The 15,920-nt window shown below is 67.9% G+C and carries 15 protein-coding genes; 2 read left to right on the top strand and 13 right to left on the bottom strand.

The window, feature by feature from the left end; translation table 11 throughout:
• Positions 1–63: 63 nt before the first annotated feature.
• Genes CLV29_RS07855 through CLV29_RS07845 form a run of 3 tightly spaced genes read right to left on the bottom strand, consistent with a single transcriptional unit; the run spans position 64 to position 3,442 of the window.
• Positions 64–1,869 (bottom strand): oleate hydratase, encoded by a 1,806-nt coding sequence (locus CLV29_RS07855; protein WP_133754381.1) that lies wholly within the window; start codon positions 1,867–1,869, stop codon positions 64–66.
• 32 nt (positions 1,870–1,901) lie between these two features.
• A complete protein-coding gene (locus tag CLV29_RS07850) occupies positions 1,902–2,759 on the bottom strand; it encodes a 3-hydroxyacyl-CoA dehydrogenase (RefSeq protein ID WP_133754380.1) in 858 nt (285 codons plus the stop codon).
• Entirely contained in the window at positions 2,756–3,442 is a 687-nt protein-coding gene (locus CLV29_RS07845) for a TetR/AcrR family transcriptional regulator (protein ID WP_133754379.1), read from the bottom strand. Before CLV29_RS07845 ends, CLV29_RS07850 begins: the two co-directional genes overlap by 4 nt.
• 266 nt (positions 3,443–3,708) lie before the next feature.
• Here CLV29_RS07845 and CLV29_RS07840 point away from each other — a divergent pair, with 266 nt between their 5' ends.
• Positions 3,709–4,509, top strand: coding sequence for an SMP-30/gluconolactonase/LRE family protein (locus tag CLV29_RS07840; protein ID WP_133754378.1), 801 nt, complete (start codon positions 3,709–3,711; stop codon positions 4,507–4,509).
• 6 nt (positions 4,510–4,515) lie between these two features.
• Here the strand turns inward: CLV29_RS07840 and CLV29_RS07835 are convergent, their stop codons facing one another.
• The 3 genes from CLV29_RS07835 to CLV29_RS07825 form a co-directional block, all read right to left on the bottom strand.
• On the bottom strand, positions 4,516–4,911 hold the full coding sequence (locus tag CLV29_RS07835; RefSeq protein ID WP_133754377.1) for a DoxX family protein: 396 nt from the start codon (positions 4,909–4,911) through the stop codon (positions 4,516–4,518).
• A 259-nt stretch (positions 4,912–5,170) separates the two neighbouring features.
• Complete coding sequence (locus CLV29_RS07830) at positions 5,171–6,352, bottom strand: PIN domain-containing protein (protein ID WP_133754376.1); 1,182 nt, start codon at positions 6,350–6,352, stop codon at positions 5,171–5,173.
• Positions 6,345–7,358 carry a carbon-nitrogen hydrolase family protein gene (locus tag CLV29_RS07825; protein WP_133754375.1) on the bottom strand — a complete coding sequence of 338 codons (1,014 nt, stop codon included), beginning with the start codon at positions 7,356–7,358 and terminating at the stop codon, positions 6,345–6,347. The genes CLV29_RS07830 and CLV29_RS07825 overlap by 8 nt, the downstream gene beginning before the upstream one ends.
• Positions 7,359–7,414: 56 nt before the next feature.
• Here CLV29_RS07825 and CLV29_RS07820 point away from each other — a divergent pair, with 56 nt between their 5' ends.
• Entirely contained in the window at positions 7,415–8,605 is a 1,191-nt protein-coding gene (locus tag CLV29_RS07820) for an MFS transporter (RefSeq protein WP_133754374.1), read from the top strand.
• On the opposite strand, the gene CLV29_RS07815 is transcribed toward CLV29_RS07820, so the two are convergent.
• From CLV29_RS07815 to CLV29_RS07785, 7 genes are all read right to left on the bottom strand, one after another.
• Positions 8,584–9,366 carry a serine hydrolase gene (locus CLV29_RS07815; protein WP_133754373.1) on the bottom strand — a complete coding sequence of 261 codons (783 nt, stop codon included), beginning with the start codon at positions 9,364–9,366 and terminating at the stop codon, positions 8,584–8,586. The genes CLV29_RS07820 and CLV29_RS07815 overlap by 22 nt on opposite strands.
• Positions 9,363–10,103 (bottom strand): type 1 glutamine amidotransferase, encoded by a 741-nt coding sequence (locus CLV29_RS07810; protein WP_208292807.1) that lies wholly within the window; start codon positions 10,101–10,103, stop codon positions 9,363–9,365. The genes CLV29_RS07815 and CLV29_RS07810 overlap by 4 nt, the downstream gene beginning before the upstream one ends.
• A gap of 79 nt (positions 10,104–10,182) precedes the next feature.
• Positions 10,183–11,103: an ABC transporter ATP-binding protein gene (locus tag CLV29_RS07805; RefSeq protein ID WP_133754372.1), complete on the bottom strand. Its 921-nt coding sequence runs from the start codon at positions 11,101–11,103 to the stop codon at positions 10,183–10,185.
• Positions 11,096–12,100 (bottom strand): ABC transporter ATP-binding protein, encoded by a 1,005-nt coding sequence (locus CLV29_RS07800; RefSeq protein ID WP_133754371.1) that lies wholly within the window; start codon positions 12,098–12,100, stop codon positions 11,096–11,098. Before CLV29_RS07800 ends, CLV29_RS07805 begins: the two co-directional genes overlap by 8 nt.
• Before the next feature lie 4 nt (positions 12,101–12,104).
• Entirely contained in the window at positions 12,105–13,031 is a 927-nt protein-coding gene (locus tag CLV29_RS07795) for an ABC transporter permease (RefSeq protein WP_208292806.1), read from the bottom strand.
• Positions 13,024–14,028 (bottom strand): ABC transporter permease, encoded by a 1,005-nt coding sequence (locus tag CLV29_RS07790; protein WP_133754369.1) that lies wholly within the window; start codon positions 14,026–14,028, stop codon positions 13,024–13,026. The genes CLV29_RS07795 and CLV29_RS07790 overlap by 8 nt, the downstream gene beginning before the upstream one ends.
• 91 nt (positions 14,029–14,119) lie before the next feature.
• A complete protein-coding gene (locus CLV29_RS07785) occupies positions 14,120–15,778 on the bottom strand; it encodes a peptide ABC transporter substrate-binding protein (RefSeq protein WP_166649169.1) in 1,659 nt (552 codons plus the stop codon).
• Positions 15,779–15,920 lie beyond the last annotated feature (142 nt).

Here is a 15,920-nt window from a genome sequence, read left to right as displayed (position 1 = left end):
CGTCCCCGCTGACGACTACTCTCGGCCAGGCGTCAGCACGAGACGTCTCGCCGAGCCGCCGCATCAGGCGATGGCATCGTCGGCACGCGGTCGCTGGACCGTCCCGCCGACCTCGGGGACCACACCGAAGTCGGTCAGCAGCTGTCCGATCTCGGTGTGGTCGAGATGGGAGATGATCTTGTTCCCGATGAACTTCGGGCCCGGCAGTTCCACCTCGGACCCGTCCCGCAGGCGCGTGGCCGCCTTCAGCAGGAACCGCAGATCGTAGGTGGAGTTGAAGACCTCCGGTACGCCGCGGTCGATGCCGAGCAGTTGGTAGGCGGCCTCCATACCGGTACGCACCGAGTACTCGGTGGTGAAGATCGTGTCCCGGGTCGTCTCGGCGAACTGGCCGATGAAGGCGAAGTTGACTGCACCCTCCGGTACGACAGCAGGCCGGTCACCTGCCTGCCTGGGCATGAAGAACGAGGTGACGTACGGCATCATCACCGGCACCGTCTTCGCACCGTGGGCGGCGAGTTCGGGGATGTCGGCCTCGGGCACACCGAGGTGGTACAGCCATTCCTGGGTGATCTCCTCACCCGTGCACTCCGACATCGTCTTCTTCACGTAGTCGCCGGGAGTGTCGACGAACAATCCGTACACCCAGACGACGATCTCGTCGGGGGACTGTGCCTTGAAGTGCGGCTGACGATTGATCGTCCAGCTCAGGAGCCAGGCCGAGTCCTTCGCCGTCACGATGCCCCCGGTGACGACCTTGCCCGAGAATGGGTCGCGCTTGGTGATCTTCTGGATGTACTTCGGGATCTCCGGGCCGGTGGTGGTCACCGTCGCCGACTCCCACTTCGACTTCGCGATGTCTCCGGCGAACACATCGGGCCGGCCGAACGACGGATCCTTCGCCGCGATCCGCCGCCACAGATCCCACGCCGGTGCCGGACCCTCGTTCAGCGCGGCCGGACGATGGTGGTTGCCGTCGTCGGAGTTCTCGGTGAGCGAGCCGATCGTGGTCAGGACGAGATCGTCCTCGGTCAGGTCCACCCCGCCCGCCACGCCATCGCGGATCCAGTGGATCCGGGTGGCCTGCTTGCGGTCACCGTCGAAGGCGAAGTCGATGTCGGTGACCTCGGTGGAGAATTCGAACGTCACACCTTGGTCGAGGAGCCAGCGATACATCGGCAGGACCAGTGATTCGTACTGGTTGTACTTGGTGAACTTCAGCGCCGACAGATCGGGCAGCCCGCTGATGTGGTGCACGAACCGGTGCAGGTACAGCTTGAACTCCAGAGCGGAGTGCCACTCCTCGAAGGCGAACATCGTGCGCCAGTAGAGCCAGAAGTTGCTGGCGAGGAACTCCTCGCCGACCACCTCGTCGATGCGCTTGTTCTCCATCTCCTCGCGGGTGGCGAGGAAGACCTTCATCATCTCCTTCTGCGCCTTGTCGCTCAGCCCGAACTCGTTGTGGGTCTCGGCATCCTTGCCCCGCTCGTGGGTGACACGGGTCAGCGAGTAGTTCGGATCGTCCTTGTTCAGCCAGTAGAACTCGTCCAGGACCGAGCCGTCGACCTCCAGCGAGGGGATCGTCCGGAACAGGTCCCACAGGCATTCCATGTGGTCCTCCATCTCCCGACCGCCGCGGATGACGAATCCTTTGTGAGGCTTCCTGATGCCGTCCAGTGCGCCGCCGGGGAGCTCAAGTCGCTCCAGGATGGTGATCCGGTTCCCGGGCAACTGACCGTCACGGATCATGAAGACCGCCGAGGCCATGGAGGTCAGGCCCGCACCGACGAACCAGGCCGTCTTGTCGTCCACTCCGGCGGGTTTGCGCGGGCGGGCGAACGCTTCGTAGTTGCCGCTGCTGTAGTACATCTCGCTGTTATCCTTCCGCTGCTGGGGTCGCGTCACTTGTAGGGGTAGAAGCCCTCGCCGGAGCCGACGCCGAGCTTGCCCTTGTCGATGTAGTTGGTCTTCAGCCATTCGGCGAGCGATCGGTCCTGCTCCCCGCCGTTGGACAAGATGTTGTACGGGGTGGTGAGGCCGATGATGTCGGTGATCTGGAACGGGCCCATCGGGGCACCTGTGGCGATCCGCCAGACCTTGTCGATGTCCTCCGGTTCGGCGTACCCGCCGGCGGCCAGGGCGTAACCGGCGTTGAGGAACGGCACCAGCAGCGAGTTGAGGACGTAGCCCGCCTTCTCCTTGTGGATCGGGATCGGCACCATGCCGATCTCGGAGGCGAAGGCCACCACCTCGTCGAAGACGGCCGGATCGGTGTCGGCGGTGCCCATCACCTCGGCGGTGTTGAACTTCCACACATGGTTGGCGAAGTGCAGCGCGAGGAACTTGGCCGGACGTCCGGTGTAGTCCTTCAGGTCGCTCGGCAGCAGGGTGGAGGAGTTCGTGGCGAAGATCGTCCTCTCCGGTGCCACCTCGGCGAGCTTCTCGTAGGTCTCCCGCTTGATCGCGAGGACTTCCGGGATCGCCTCGATCACGAGGTCAGCCTCGTGCACGGCATCGGCGAGGTCTGAGGAGGTACGGATGCGCGTCAGCGCCTCGGCGGCCTTGCCCTCGGCGGCACCGGCGACACCATCGGTGCGGTAGGTCTCGGCGAGGCCGGCGAACCGCTCCTTGGCCTTCTCCAGGATCTCGTCGCTGATGTCGTAGGCGGTCACCTGGAAACCACTGTAGGCGGTCTGGAACGCGATCTGTGATCCGAGCACTCCGGTGCCCAGAACCGTGACGTGGGTGATGTCGCTCATGCGTTGTCTCCTTCATTGGGTGCGGCGCTGTGCCGCGGTTGGGTGCCGGCGACGATCTGCGCCGCCTGGCATGCGAGATCGTGGGTGACCTCGGCTTCGGTGGCTGCCCCCGCCGACAGCCGGGCGATCGCCAGATGGGTGACGGCGAACAGGGTTCCGGCGGCGAGCCGGGCGGGCTCGGGATCGAGCCCCGGGACTGTGTCGCGCAGTCGTCGGGCGATCGTGTCCTCCAACTCGCGAATCAGCGCCAAACCCTCCGCCCGATAGGTCTCGCCGCGCGGGCCGAAGATCAACTCGCGCTGGTAGGCGGCACTGTTCTCGGGGTCGCGGGCGGCCGCGGCCACCAGGGGAGAGAGCATCGCGACCACGGCGGGTACGGTCTCGGGCTCGCGCTCGGCGTACTCGACTCCGGTACGGATCGAGGTGCGAAGGACCTCGTTGTAGACCATCAGCAGCAGTTCGCTCTTCGATGCCGCGTAGCGAAAGACCGTTCCCGCGGCGACCTCGGCGCGCTCGGCGATCTCCTGTGTCGTCACCGCGGAGAAGCCGCGCTCGCGGAGCAGTGCCGAGGCCGCGTCGAAGATGCGTACCCGCTTCTGCCGCTTGTTCTCATGGCGCCGACCGGATGGGAATCCACCGGTGCGCTCCGGTGTCTCGATCCCGCTCGACACGATGTCCTGCATAAAAATGAGCCTACTCAGTTTTTCTCTGTAGGCAACCCCGGGGGGTGTGGACCGGTTGCGGCACCGAGGCGGCGCGATCGGCAGACGGCCCGTGCCCACCGCTGGTGGGGTGCGTCGGTGTCGGCCCCGTACGTTGGGTGCATGACTTCCCACGGCGAATTGAGCCAGGACCGACTGAATCTGCGGCCCGCACCGGGCAGACACGATGACTTCACCGCGCTGTTCCCTGCCGATGCGAGCCTGGACCTGCTCGCCGACGGCGGTGAGTGGTTCGAGGGCCCGGTGTGGACCGGGCCGGAGCAGGTGGTCCGGAGCGATGTGGTCGGCAATCGGTTGCTGGCCTGGTCACCCGACAGCGGGGTGCGGACGTTCCTCGAGCCGTCGCATCATCAGAACGGGCACACCCTCGACCGCGAGGGCCGGTTGCTGGCGCCAGCCATGGGGAACGGGCGGTCGTCCGTCGAGAGCCCGACGGCCGCTGGCAGATCGTCGCCGACCGATTCGGCTCCCAGCAGTTCAACGCGCCCAACGACCTGGTGGTTGCCGCCGACGGCGCGATCTGGTTCACCGATCCGCGCTACGGCATCGACCGGCCCGAGGAGGGTTACGGCGGCGAGGTGGAGATACCGGGGTGTCGGATCTACCGGATCGCGCCCGACGGCGACGTCGCCGCGGTCAGCGCACCGATGCCGGCCCCGAACGGACTCGCCTTCAGCGGCGACCAGCAGGTGCTCTACGTCGCCGATTCCGAGCAGGGCCTGATCCTCGCCTTCCCGGTGATCGGTGACCGTCTCGGTGAGCCGGCCGAGATCGTCGCCCCGGACGAGGTCGGGATCCCCGACGGCCTGCGGCTCGACACCGACGGGCGGATCTGGACCTCCTGGGGCCCGCAGGTACGGGTCTACGTCCCCGACGGCTACGACAAGGCGCAGTTCCTGGGCGCCATCGAACTGCCGCAGACGGTCTCAAACCTGGCCTTCGGCGGACCGGACAAGGGCACCCTGGCGATCACCGCCACCTCCGGGCTGCACCGGGTGCAGACCACCGTGGTCGGTGGCGGCTACTGATCCTGACTACTTCTTCTTGGCGCCGGCGATCACCAGCAGACCGCCGAGCATCGCCAGGTTCTTCAGGAAGTAGATCTTCTGGGCATTGCGCTGCTCGGGATGCTCGACCTTCCAGAACTCGTGGCCGGCGTAGGTGGTGATGGCCAGCGAACCGGCCAGGATGAGCGCCGACAGGCGGGGGAAGATCCCCAGCCCCAGGGTGGCCCCGGCTGCGACCTGGGCGCCGCCGTTGATCTGCACCAGCAGGGCGTCGTCCTTCGGCAGCGGGACAATCTCCCGCAGCTTGTCCAAGGTGGGGGCGGCCACCGTCGCGCGTCCCTTGGGGTCACGGACCGCGCCGTACCCGGAGACGCCGAAGGTGGTACCGATCAGGAGACGGCCGACTGCAACGAAGAGCTTCATGGTCAGCATGTTACGGAGTGATCACCGGCCATGGGTCGGATCGGCCCGTTCCTTCCGGTCGGGCACCCGGTTCGGGCGCCCGCATCGGTTGCGGGCGTGGCGGGTTGTGGGCGTGACGGGGCCGGCGGCCCGCTTGCCGGTGGATGCACACCGCTGTCGTGGCTCGCAATCACAAAACAGGTGCCGGTCCGGCCGAAATCGTCATCTGGAGCCACGAAATCGGTGTCAACCCCCGGCAACGAGTACCCGGTGAGCGCCCTCAGGACTGCGGCGCGACCAGGTACCCGTCGTCGGTCTTCGTCAGGTGCACCACACCGGCGGTCTCGGCGGCCCGGCTGAACTGCAGGAAGGAGCGGTAGCCGAAGGTCTTCTCGGTGAACCCGGGGCGGTCGCGGCGGATCCGATCCTTCAGGCCCGACAGGGGTACGGCAGCACCGTCGCCCTCGGCGAGGATGGCATCGCGCAGCAGCGAGAAGCCCTCCTCGCGCTCACCCCGTTCGGAGAGCTTCACCACCGGATCGCCCTTCGCCGGGCCCTCGGCGGTCTCCAGCACACCCTTGTCGACCAGCGCATTGATCAGCTCACCGAAGGCGCGGAACCCGTAGGCCGCCTCGGTGAAGGTCGGGTCCTTGCGCAGCAGCGCCCGCTTCAGGGCCGAGGCGGTCACATCGGCCGCCGAGGAACTCTGCAGACCGGCGACGGTCTGGGCGACCAGCACCGCCAGGTCCTGCTCGGACTCGGGCTGCTCGGACTCGGGTTGCCCGGGCTCGGGCTGTCCGGACTCGAATCGATCGGACTCATGAGCTTCGACCGAGGGCTGCCCGATCCGAGCGCGATCGGCATCCGGACGCTGTGCCGTCGGGTCCTCGGCCCGCTCGGTGTCGGTCTCGTTGCCGGTGCTCGGGACGGGGGCAGCCGATCCCGACCCGGTCGACCTGCGCCGCCGGGAACCGGTCCGGGCGGACGGATCCAGACCGGCCAGATCGTCGTAGTAGAGGAACTCGTCACAGGCCGGGGGCAGCATCTTCGACGTCGAGTCCCGGACGCCGATGCCGATCACGTTCTTGTTCAACTCGCGCAGCTTGTGCACCAGCGGTGTGAAGTCGCTGTCACCGGTACAGATGGCGAAGGTCGAGATGTAGTCGTGGGTGAAGGCCATCTCGATCGCATCCACCGCCATCTTGATGTCGGCGGCGTTCTTGCGTACCGCCCCCATCCGCTGCGGCATCTCGATCAGCTCCACATGGCTGCGGGTGAGCATCCGGCGATCCTCGTCGAAGTAGGACCAGTCGGCGTAGGCACGACGCACCAGCACCCGACCCCGTTCGGCCAGAGCCTCGGTCACCGGCCGGAGATCGAAGTCCTCCCCGAAGTGGTCCCTGGCACCCAGGGCCAGGTTCTCGTAGTCCAGGAACAGGGCAATCCGTCGGTCGTCATCCACCCGAGGAGTCTAGGGGAGTGCTGCCGTCGACCCGTGACACCGGGCCCGGCTGGCCGCCGCGCGCGATCACCGCCGATCGGCCCGGACCGGTGACCGAACTGCGCGGACGCCGGTCGACCCGCAACTCGAACACATCGGGCCGGGCATAGTGGCCGACCGGATCAAGATCGAAATGGCCGCGGGTGATGTCGTCGAGGTCGATCTCTGCGCTGAGCAGCCCCTCGCCCCCGCGCAGCGGCCCGGCCAGCACCTGCCCGGCCGGGGAGATGATCATGCTGCCGCCGCCGATCAGGACGGTGTCGGGATCGTCGCCCTGCACCGGGTGGACGTCGTCGGGAAGCCCTGCGCGGGTCAGGTACTGGTTGGCGCTGAGCACGAAACAGCGTCCCTCCAAGGCGATGTGGGTCATCGTCGAGGCCCACACCTCACGGTCGTCGACCGTCGGCGCGCACCACAATTGCACGCCCTGGGCATACATCGCGGTACGCAGCAGCGGCATGTAGTTCTCCCAGCAGATTGCCGAGCCGATCACCCCGTACCCGCGGTCCATCGTGGTCAGGGTGGAACCGTCGCCGGCACCCCAGAGGAAGCGCTCGGCCGCAGTCGGCAGCAGTTTGCGATGCTTGCCGATGAGCCCGTCGGCTGCGGAGAGGAACAACGAGGTGCAGTACAAGGTGCCGCCGCTGCGCTCGATCGCACCGATCACGACATCGATCCCACGCTCGGCGCACAGCGCCGCCAGTTCGTCGGTCTCCGGCCCCGGCACCGAGATCGCCGAGTCGCTGTAGCGGCGGAACAGCTCGCGTCCGGCGTCGGTACGCGAACCGACGGTGATCTCGAAGTCCAGACCCTTCGGATAACCCCCGAGGAACGCTTCGGGCAACACCACCAATCGCGCGCCGGCATCGGCGGCCTCACCGATCCAGCGCCGTGCCGCACGCATCGCAGCGGTGGTGTCGAACAAAGGGGATCCCGCCTGGGCGACGGCGACGCGGAGCTTCGTCACGTTCGGATTCTACGGCCGGGATGCACCCACCGTCACCGACCCCGTAGGTTCGACAGGTGCCTGCCCACCACACACCGCTACGTGCCCGGATCGGTGTCTCCTTGATGTTCTTCACCAACGGTGCACTGCTCTGTGCGCTGTTGCCGCGCTACCCCGAGATCAAGGAGTTCTACCGGCTCACCGATGCCGCCTTCGGCCTGTTGGTCGTCTCCATTCCTGCCGGGGCGATCCTCGCCACCATGGTGGCGCCGTCGGTGATCCGTCGCTTCGGCGCTCCCTGGGTGGCCGCGGTCGGGGCCCTGCTGATGGCCGTCGCTGCCTCGATGGCCACCCTCAGCCCGGTGGTCGCCGGGTTCGCCGTGGCGATGGCAGTGGCCGGTGCCTGTGACGGACTGGTCGACTCGGCACAGAATGTCCAAGGGGTGCTGGTCGAGCAGTGGCAGGGACGATCGGTGCTCAACTCGATGCACGCGCTGTGGAGCGTCGGTGCCGCCCTGGGCGGACTGCTCGGCGCCGGGGCAGCGGCGATCCAGCTGCCGATCGCCACCCAGATGATGATCAACGGCATCGTCTTCGGGGCACTGGCGGTGCTCGGCAGTGTGCTGGCTCACGTACCCGCCGGTACGGTGTCGCAACCGGTTCCCGCGGTCACCGAGCCGGGTACGGTACGCCCGCGTGCCCGCTGGCTGCTGGCGCCGATCATCGGCCTGGCGATCTGCGGGATCCTGGTCGAGGACGTGTCGAACAACTGGGTGCCGCTCTATCTCGTGCGGGAGACCGGGGCCGGCCTGGCATTGGCCGGGGCCGGGTTGTCGGTGGTGCTGGCGGCCCAGTGCATCGGCCGCTTCGCCGGGGACCCGATGACCAACCGCTGGGGCCGGGACCGGGTCGCCGCCCTCGGCGGGGTGCTGATCGCCCTCGGCTCGGTGGTCGCGATGACCGCCACCCATCCCGCGGTCGGGCTGCTCGGCTTCGGGATCAGCGGATTCGGTACTGCGACGCTGATTCCGGCGGCCTTCGCCGCAGCCGGCCGGATTCCCGGGCTGGCCGAGGCGACCGGGGTGGCGGTGATCAGCTGGACGATGCGGCTCGGCTTCCTGGTCGCCTCGCCGACGGTCGGTGTGCTGGCGCAGGTCTGGGACCTGCGGGCGGGTCTGCTGGTGCCGGTGCTGGCCGGTCTCGCCGCGGCCGCGCTGAGCCTCGGCCAGGTACGGAAGTCGGCGGCTCAGACGCCGGCCAGGCCGTAGGCGGCCGCGCCGATGGCGGTGATCAACTCCCCGGCCGCCTCGTGTTCGTAGCCGGAGGTGCAGACCGCCACCACCAGCGCATCGGGGCCCGGCTCACCGAAGAAGGCGAAATCGTGGCGGACGCCGTCGACCGAACCCGATTTGCTGCCCCAGCGGACACCGGCGGGCAGCGAGCGTGAGAGCGCGGGGAACTCCTGGGCCTCCAACAGCCCGATCATCCAGGCGTTCAGGTTCGGGTCGGGGCACAGCCGGCCGGTGATCACCGCCGACATCAGCGAGGTCAGCCCCGCTGCGCTGACCAGGTTCACCGGCCCGAGCTGCTTCGCGGCAGCGAAGTCACCGTACTGGCGGCCCATGCTGACCCCCTCGGCGCCGGCATCGCTGAGCACCTGGCCCACGGCCGGCTGGCCGAGCCGGGCGAAGAGGATGTTCGTCGCCTCGTTGGAGGAGATGACGATCATCCGCCGGGCGAGTTCGGCCAGGGTCATCGGTTCGCCCGGCGCCGGCATACCGTGGTCGACGTCATCGGGGATCAGCCGGTAGTCGGGGGCGCCGTCGACCACCGAGCTGAAGGTGTCCTGGCTCGGCAGGGTGTCAGCCAGATCGGCCGTACCCTGCGCCACTTCGCGGGCGAGCGCGGCGAGCACGGCGAGTTTGACGGTGCTGGCGGCGTAGAACTGCGCGGTGGCCCGACGGCTGCTCAGCACCCGCCCGTCGGCGCGGACGATGTGATGGGCGACGCGCCCCTCCTGATCGGTCATCGGGACCCTCCGTGTTCGGCATGTTCGCGTACCCGGGCGGCGAAGGCACCGATCAGGGCACGGGACTGACGTTGGTTGGCCTCCTCGTGGGCCAGCGCCTCGGCATACATCTGTTCTCGGTTCAGGCCCGCCGGGCTCATCGCCGACTCGTCCCAGCGCAGGAGTCGCTCGGCGCCGACCTCGGGATGGAACTGCACACCCCAGGCGCTCTCACCGATCCGGAAGGCCTGCACGGTGCAGGAATCCGAATCGGCCAGGACGACGGCCGACGGTGGGGCAGTGGTGACACTGTCCTGATGGTTCTGCACCATCTGCAGCCGCGAGCCCAGGGAGCCGAAGAGCGGATCCTCCGCAGCCGCGGGCAGCAGCCGGATCGCGGTCGAACCACGCTCGGTCTCACCCGACTTCGCCGTCACCACTCCCTCGGTGACATGGGCCAGCAACTGCATCCCCAGACAGATGCCGAGCAGGGGCACACCGTGATCGATCGCCTCCCGGGCCAGTGCCCGCTCGGCGGGCAGGAACGGGTGGTCGTGATCCTGGTCGGGCAACAGCCCGCCCCCGAGCAGTACGATCCCCTCCACCTCGGCGGCAGCGGGCAGCGGCTCACCGGCGTGCACCCGGACCACCTGTGTCCGCACCCCGGCATCGGCCAGGAAGTCCAGCAGGCGGCCGGGTCCGCTGCCGGCGGAGTTCTCCACCACCAGCACCGTCGGGGTGGTCCTCTGCTGCGTCACGATCCTCCTCGAATCGGGGTGGTTCTTCCTCGGCGACCGTAGCGCGTCGGTACCGGATCTGAGCGGCGAAACCCGGGACTCAACGGCGAACGATCGGGCGGCGCCGACGTCTCGGATCCGGTTCGGGGACCGCGGCCAGCAGCGACTTGGTGTAGTCGTGGGCGGGTGTGTCGTAGAGCTGGTCCCGGGGCCCGGATTCGACCACCTTGCCCCGGTGCATCACCGCCACCTCATGGGCGATGCTGCGGACCACGGCCAGGTCGTGGGCGATGAACAGGTAGGTGAGGCCGAGCTCGCGTTGCAGTCGGCGCAGCAGGTTGATCACCTGCCCCTGGATCGAGACGTCGAGTGCCGAGACCGGTTCGTCGCAGATCAGCACCTCCGGTTTCACCGCCAGCGCCCGGGCGATCCCGATCCGCTGGCGCTGTCCTCCGGAGAACTGGTGCGGGTAGCGGTGACGATGGTCGGGGCTGAGCCCGACCAGCTCCAGCATCTCGTCCACAGAGGCTCGCTTGCCGGCCGGCCCCACGGCATCGGGATGCAGGGTGTAGGCCTCCCCGATGATGTCGCCGACCGACATCCGCGGGTTCAACGAGGTGTAGGGATCCTGGAAGATCATCTGCACCTTGTTCCGCAGCGCGTGCCGGTCGGAACGGGTCATCGCGGTGATGTCGGAGCCCTCCAGCAACACCTGCCCGGAGGTCGGTTTCTCCACCCCGACCAGGATCTTCGCCACGGTCGACTTGCCCGAACCGGATTCGCCGACCACGCCGAGGGTACGGCCGCGCTGCAGCGTCAAGGACACATCCTGGACCGCCGGGATCTCCCCCCGGGCGCGGCCGAACAGGCCGCGTCCGACCGGATAGGTCTTCACCAGATGGCGTATCTCGAGCACCGGATCGGACTCGGGGGTCGCGACCGAGGCCCGACCGGGTGCTGCGGCGGTCGGTTCCTGGGCGGTCGGGTCCTGGGCCGACGCGGTGGGTTCTGGGTCAGACATCGTCACCTCCGGTCCGATCGGCGCCGGCCGGGGCCGCAGCCGTTGCCGGACGGGCCTCCTCGGCCACCCAGTGGTCGGGGCCGAGTTGCCGCAGCACCGGCCGTACCGACGGATCGGGGCGCCAGTTCACGACCGGCAGATCGGCGTCGGGATCGGTGCCCGGCGGCAGCACCAACCGGGGTACGGCTGCCAGCAGCGCCTCGGTGTAGGGATGGGCAGGGGAGTCGAAGATGTCGGTCACCCCGCCGGCTTCCAGCACATGCCCGCCGTGCATCACACTCACCCGGTCCGCGACCCCGGCGACCACGCCGAGATCGTGGGTGATCAACACCATGGCCATCTGCCGTTCGGTCTGGATCTCGGCGAGCAGGTCGAGGACCTGGGACTGGACGGTGACATCGAGTGCGGTGGTCGGTTCGTCGGCGATCAGCACATCCGGGTCCAGGGCCAGGGACATCGCGATCATCACCCGCTGCCGCATCCCGCCGGAGAACTGGTGGGGGTAGGCATCCACCCGGTTCGCCGCGTCGGGCACCCGGACCAGATCGAGCAGTTCGACCGCCCGTCTGCGGGCGTCGGAGCGTGACATCCCCCGCCGTTTCACCAAGGGCTCGGCCAGCTGGCGGCCGACGGTGTAGACCGGATTGAGGGCTGCCAGGGCGTCCTGGAAGACCATCGCGATCCGCTCGCCGCAGTAGCGGCGGTGCTCGGCCCGCGGCAACGCCAGCAGATCGGTGCCGTCGAAGACGGCATGGCCGGAGATGACCGCCGGCGGGGTGGACAGCAGCCCCATCACCGCCAACGAGCTGACCGACTTGCCCGATCCGGATTCGCCGACGATGGCCAGGGTCTCACCCTGACGCAGATCCCAGCTGATGCCGTCGACGGCACGGAAGGTGCCGTCGACGCTGCGGAAGTCGACCACCAGGTCCTGCACCTGCAGCAGGGTCTTGGTGGTGTTCGGGGCCGGTTCGTGGGGCCCGGTCGTCTCGGTCATCTGCTCACCTCAGCTTCGGGTCCAGGGCATCGCGCAGGGCATCGCCGAGGACGACGAAGGCCAGCACGGTGGCGAGCAGGCAGAGTAGCGGGGCGAGCAGCAGGTAGTGCGTACCGGCGGCGAACCATTCCGACCCCTCGTTGATCAACACACCCCAGCTGACGGCGGGCGGCCGTACCCCGATGCCAAGGTAGGCCAGCACGGCCTCGGTGCCGATCACGGTGGCGACCGCGGTCGGCACCAGGGCGGTCACCGGGCCGAGTGCGTTCGGCAGGATGTGCCGGGCCATCACCCGTAGATCGGAGGCGCCGAGCACCTTCGCCGCCATCACGTAGTCCAGGCTCTTCGTCTCCAGCACACTCGCCCGGACGTAGCGGGTGTAGGTCATCCAGCCGAACAGGGTCAGCACGATCGCGGGTTGGGCGATGCTGGCCAGCTGGCCGGTGCCGAGCTGCACATTGCGGAACAGCGACAACAGGAGCAGTGCACCGAGCAACAGCGGGATCACCAGGAAGACCTCCACCACCCGGGAGACGATCGCATCCACCCAGCCCAGGTAGTAGCCCGACAGCGTGCCCAGGATCAGGCCGATGATCACCGAGCAGGTGACCACGACCAGTGCCAGCAGCAACGACGGCTGGGCGCCGTGGATCACCTGGGCGTACAGATCGCAGCCACGGGTGTTGGTGCCCAGGGGATGGAGGCCGCCGAATCCCTGCGGGGGGAGTCGTGACTGGGAGACGTCACAGCGACGGGGATCGGTGGAGGTGAACAGACCCGGGGCGATGGCCACCACGGTGAACAAGGCGATGATCATCGTGGCGATGATCACCGACGGGCGTTTGCGCAGGTTCCGCCAGGCATCCGACCACAGGCTGCGGGAGGCCGGTGCGACGGGGATGTCGGGGGAGGTGAGGGTGGGGTCAGTCAAAGCGGATCCTCGGGTCCAGGGCCGCATAGGCCAGGTCGACCAAGATCAGGACCAGGACGGTGATCACGGCCAGCAGGGTGACGATGCCGATCACCACCGAGACATCGGAGCCGGCGACGGCGCCCCAGAGCACACCACCCATTCCGTAGATGTTCATCAGTCCCTCGGTGATCACCGCCCCGGACAAGGCCTCGGTGAAGACGAAGCCGACGGCGGTGACGACCGGGATGGAGGAGTTGCGGACCACATGGGAGACCACCACGTCCCGCTCGCGCAGGCCCTTCGCGCGGGCGGTACGGACGTGCTCGGCGCCGTAGTTCTCCAACTGGGCGGCCCGGACGAGGCGGATGAAGGCGGCCGAACCGGCCAACCCCAGCAGGATGCCCGGGACGATGGTGGTCGCCCATGGCGCATCGGGGGAGAACGACGGCCGGAACAACAAGGCGGCGAAGGAGGTGGCGCCGAAGGTGTCCCGCGCCCAGGTGAACACGGGGACGGCGATCACCAGTTTGTAGACCAGCAGCATCACGAACACCGGGAAGGCGTCGATCAGGATTGAGCCGGCGCGGATGCCGTGGTCGGCCGGTTTCCCGCGGAACCGGGCGGCGACCGAACCCAGGGTCATCCCGATCACCAGCCAGGTGAGGGTGACCACGACGAACAGCCGCAGGGTGTTGGGGGCGGCTGCGGCGACGATCTCGGTCACCGGGCGTCCGCGCAGGTCGGTGCCGAAGTCACCCCGGGCGTAGTCGCCGAGTCGTTCGACGAACGGCATGACACAGGGATTGCCGGGTTGCTCGAAACAGGGATCGTCCAGCCCGTAACGTTCCTCGACCGCCTGCAACTGGGCCGCCGACGGAACCCGCTCGCCGAAGAAGGCCAGTGCCGGGTTGCCGTTCAACTGGATGGCCAGGGTGGTCAACAGGTGCAGCAGTGCCAGCACCGCGAACAGTGTGAACAGACCCTGCAACAGGCGTCTGGCGACATAACGTCCCATCGGTTACCGACGACTCCCCACGAGGTTGGTGATGCACGATCCGGCCGGGCCCGCTCGCCCGGCCGGAGCCGGGCGAGCGGGCGGGCGGCACTCAGCCGGTGACCTCGAGCAGGCGCATCTTGGCCCGCCCGCTGAACGGATCGATCACCACATTGGAGACCCGGTCGCTGTGGAAGAGGACGACATTGGTGTAGAACAGCGGCGCGGTCGGGAAGTCCTCGGCCAGGATCCGTTCGGCCTCCTGGTAGTTGGTGACCGCCTCGTCGAGGGTGGCTGCCGAATCACCGTCGGCGATCGCGTTGTTGAAGTCCTCGTTGTAGTAGCCGAAGTTGGTGTTGCCCTCCTCGGCATCGTCACTGGCATAGACCGGGCCCAGGTAGTTCTCGTTCAAGGGGTAGTCGGGGAACCAGTTGGACCGGAACGGGCCGGAGAAGTCGCGGTTGCTCCGCCGGTCGAAGAAGTCCGGGGTGGGATCGAGTTCGTAGGGGATGCCGAGGTTCAAGGTGATCTGGTCACCGATGGCCTGGAACAACTCCTGTTCGGTCTCGTCGACCCCCAGATGGATGGTCATGGTCTCGCCCTCCGGCCAGCCACCGGCAGCCTCCAGTGCGGCCTTCGCGGCCTCGGGGTTGAAGGTGCAGGCCTCACCACAGGTACCGGCGACCCCACCGGGGACACCGTCGGGCATCACCCAGGAGTCGGCGGGTACGCGCTGACCGGGCAGCACCGCATCGATCACGGCCTGTCGGTCGATCGCCATCGACAGTGCCTTGCGGAACTCGATGTCGGTCCACGGGCCGTCGTCGTAGAGCGGGAAGGACAGGTAGGTCAGCGCCGCGGTGGGACGCTCGACACGCTGCAGGGCCGGGTCGTCGTAGGCCTGGGTGAAGTTCGCCGAGGGGGCCTCGGCCAGGTCCATCAGACCGGCCTGGAAGTCCGGCCACTCCGAACCGCCGGCGTACTCGACCCATTCGATCCGGTCGTAGTTCGGGGTCTCGGCACCGGTGTAGTCGGCGTACTTGGTCGCCGTCAGCGACTGACCCTGGGACCATTCCTCGACCTGGAACGGGCCGTTGCCGATCGGCTTGGTGGTACAGGCCTCGATGTCGTCGAGGCAGGCCTGGGCGATCGGGAAGAAGCCGGTGTAGCCGAGCATGGTGTCGAAGCCGACGAAGGGCGCGTTCAGGGTCACCTGCAGGGTCTGCGGATCGACCACCTCCAGCCCGCTGAGCTCGTCGGCCGCCGGCTCCTCGTCGACGGTGACGGTGCCGTCGTCAGCCTCCTCGTACTCGCCCTGCATGTCGTCGTAGCCTTCGATCCGCTCGAAGAAGTAGTTGTTCCCCATCGCGTTCGGGCCGTAGGCGGCATAGTTCCAGGCGCGGGCGAAGGCCTCGGCGTCGACCGGTTCACCGTTGTGGAAGGTGGTGCCCGGTTTGATCTTGATCGTCCACACCTGGTTGTCGGTGGTGGTGATCTCCTCGGCGAGGTAGGGGTACGGCTCGGTGGTCTCGGGGTCGTAGCGGACCAGCCCGTCGTAGATCACGTCCAGCACCGCGATGTTGTCGCCGACATTGGCATCCATCGGCAACAAGGTGTCCACGTCCTGGCTGATCGAGCTGGTGACCGTCAGATCCTCCCCGCCGTCGCCCTCGCCGTCGGAGCTGCCGCCGCCGCTGCAGGCGGCGAGGCCCAGCGAGAGGGCGGCCAGACCGGCTGCGATGCGGGTGGTTGACCTTGCGCGATTCGTCACGTGGTTCCTCTCGGGGACTGCTTGGGACGTTCCCTGGACCATCGCATCCTGCCCGAGTCGCACGGCGGCGTGGAGTCATGTCATCAAAATGTTACGCACCTGAGGGTGGTCGGCAGGCACGGTCGTCGGCGAGGCCATGGCG

Source organism: Naumannella halotolerans (assembly GCF_004364645.1).
In the GTDB taxonomy this organism is placed as follows: domain Bacteria; phylum Actinomycetota; class Actinomycetes; order Propionibacteriales; family Propionibacteriaceae; genus Naumannella; species Naumannella halotolerans.
Note: the sequence above shows the minus strand (reverse complement) of the source record. Positions and strands in the feature narration are given on the sequence as shown.